Genomic DNA, 2,521 nt, shown 5'->3' on the forward strand with positions numbered 1-2,521 from the left:
TGCGGATTCCAATGATCGCGCGCAGGTATTCCAATCTGATGCCGCGCAACGTTCCAATCTGATCGCGCGCAGGTGAAGCACCCGATCGTTAAGGTAATTGGCACCATCGTTAGCCCGCGGTCAAGCGGCCGCCGAAGGGATCACGTCACATGTTTGATGGTCTCGCTCGGCGGAGCGAAGCTGAGCGGACGCGCACCCCCAACAGTGCCGTAGCGGCCGGTCAGCTTCGCGGGCTGCAGTCTCGGTCTTCATCGGCCGACGATGTAATCAAGGCCGAGCAAGAACGGGCGTGCGCCGCATGGAGTCACCGTTCAGTTCGAGTCTGTGGGCGTTGTGAAGCAGGCGATCAAGTATGGCATCAGCGTAAGTTGGGTCATTTATGAGCTCATGCCATTTGGCAATTGGAAGCTGACTGGTGACGAGTGTTGATCGGCGGCCGTAGCGGTCTTCGAGGATTTCGAGCAGATAATGACGGGCATTGGCGTCGATGGCTTGGAGGCCCCAATCGTCCAAAATTAGGAGCTCGACGGCGGCGATGCTTTTCATCCGCGAAGTGAGTCGGCCGTCGCTCCGGGCAAGGTCCAGTTCTTCGAACAACCGCGGCAGCCGGGTGTAAAGTACAGAGTGGTTGTCCCGGCAGGCCTTGTGACCAAGCGCACAGCCAAGCCAGCTTTTCCCGACGCCGGTCGGCCCGACAATGGCGCAATTCTCATGGTTTTTGATCCAGTCTCCCTTGAGCAGCATGTCGAACAAGCGGCGGTCGAGCCCACGGGGGGCGCGGTAGTCGACATCCTCGGGCACGGCATGATGACGCAGCTTTGCCTTACGAAGATGAAGCGCCAGGCGCCGGTTGTTACGCCAAGTCGCTTCATGGTCGAGCAGCAACGCCAGCCATTCGGCGTGAGCGAGACCCTGGGCCTCCTCGTTGTCTGCGAGGCTCGTGAAGGCATCGGCCATGCCGGTAAGGCCGAGCTGGGTAAGCAAGCGGAGCGTCGGATGTGTCAGCATTTTCTTCCCTTTTAGTGGTAATAGTCCGAGCCTCTGATGTTGGTGTGTATGATCGGCTCGGGCTCGGGGGACGCGGGCGTTGCAACGCGATCGAGCCCCTTCTCGAGGATCGATTTGACGCTTGGGTAATTGCGAGCCTGGATCTCAATCGCACGCAGCGCGGCCGCCTCGAGGCGCTCGGCGCCAAAGCGCTTCTCGAGCCGGATGATCCCCAGGCACGAACGATAGCCCTGTTCGGGATGCGGCCGATCCTCGATGATCCGGTCGATCAGCAGGCGCAGCATCGGGCCGATCCGGCTTGCCTCGCTGCGGATCTTTGCCGGCGTCCACTCGCCATAGCGCCGGTGGCTGGAAGGCATGTGGGCGCTGATCGTCGTGTGCCGCCCGTTGCCGCTGCCGCGCATGTGGGCGGCGATACGCTCGCCGCCCAGGAAGATTTCAACCGTTCGCGCGCAGATCCGCGCTTCTACCTCCCGACGAGCAAAGCGGTAGGGTACCGAGTAGTAGTGCCGCTCGATCTCGACGTGATAGTCGAGCCCGACCCGGCATCGGCGCCACTCGGCATGGACCCACGGCTCGCCGGGGAGCGGTTTGAGATTCGGCGCATCAATTTCCTCGAACAGCTGGCGCCGTGTGCGGCCATACTGGCGCAACACCCGTCCGTCATTGAGCTTGGCCAGCCACTCGGCGATCGCACCGTTGAGTTCGGCCAGGCTGTAAAAGGTCCGGTTGCGCAGCCGCCCCAGCAGCCAGCGCTCGACGATTCCGACGCAGGCCTCAACCTTCGCCTTATCTCTCGGGCGACGCGGCCGTGCCGGCAAAATCGCCGTGCCGTAATGCTGCGCCATATCGCTGTAGCTGCGGTTGACCATAGGGTCATAGAGGCAGGCCTTGATCACCGCGACCTTGGCGTTGTCGGGCACCAGCAGTTGCGTGGCGCCGCCAAAAAAGCTGTAGGCCGCGTTATGTCCCGCGATCCAGTCGCCGAGCTGCTCGGTCCACGTCGCCAGCGCGAACGACAGACTGGATGCGCCCATGACCGCGACGAAGATGTGCGCGTCACGCACCTCGCCAGTCTTACGGTCAACCACCGGCACCGTGTCACCGGCATAGTCGACAAACAATTTCTCGCCCCCGCCGTGGTGCTGGCGCATCACCAGCGGCAGCCGGCCTTCCCAGTTGCGGAACAGGTCACAGAAACGGCTGTACCGGTACCCGTCCGGATGCTCTGCAATGTACTCATCCCACAGCACCTGCAGGGTCACATGCTTGCGCTTGAGCTCGCGGGCAACAACGGACCAGTCAGGCTCGGCCACCTTGCGGCGACCAGGCTTCACGCCAGGCACCCCGTACAGCAGTTGCTCCAGCTCGGCGTCGCTTATCGCTTCCGGGACGGGCCATGCCAGACCCGCGCGTGCAAACCGCTTCAGCGTGTCACGTACCGTCGTCGGCCCGACGCCTACACGCTCGCCAACCACGCGCGTCGAGAGCCCAGCCTCAAGGCTCAATCTCA

2 protein-coding genes are annotated in these 2,521 nt (G+C 62.7%); both read right to left on the reverse strand.

The window, feature by feature from the left end; translation table 11 throughout:
• Window positions 1-267: 267 nt before the first annotated feature.
• Window positions 268-1,008, reverse strand: coding sequence for an IS21-like element helper ATPase IstB (istB, locus tag QQL28_RS45515; RefSeq protein WP_284276394.1), 741 nt, complete (start codon window positions 1,006-1,008; stop codon window positions 268-270).
• 11 nt (window positions 1,009-1,019) lie between these two features.
• A partial coding sequence (gene istA / locus QQL28_RS45520) for an IS21 family transposase (RefSeq protein ID WP_284276396.1) occupies window positions 1,020-2,521 on the reverse strand: 1,502 nt, incomplete at its 5' end.

It is taken from the genome of Bradyrhizobium iriomotense, assembly GCF_030160715.1.
GTDB lineage: Bacteria > Pseudomonadota > Alphaproteobacteria > Rhizobiales > Xanthobacteraceae > Bradyrhizobium > Bradyrhizobium iriomotense.

Coding starts and splice junctions, on each gene's coding strand:
- istB (WP_284276394.1), bottom strand. CDS start 1,008: ATGCTGACACATCCGACGCTCCGCTTGCTTACCCAGCTCGGCCTTACC.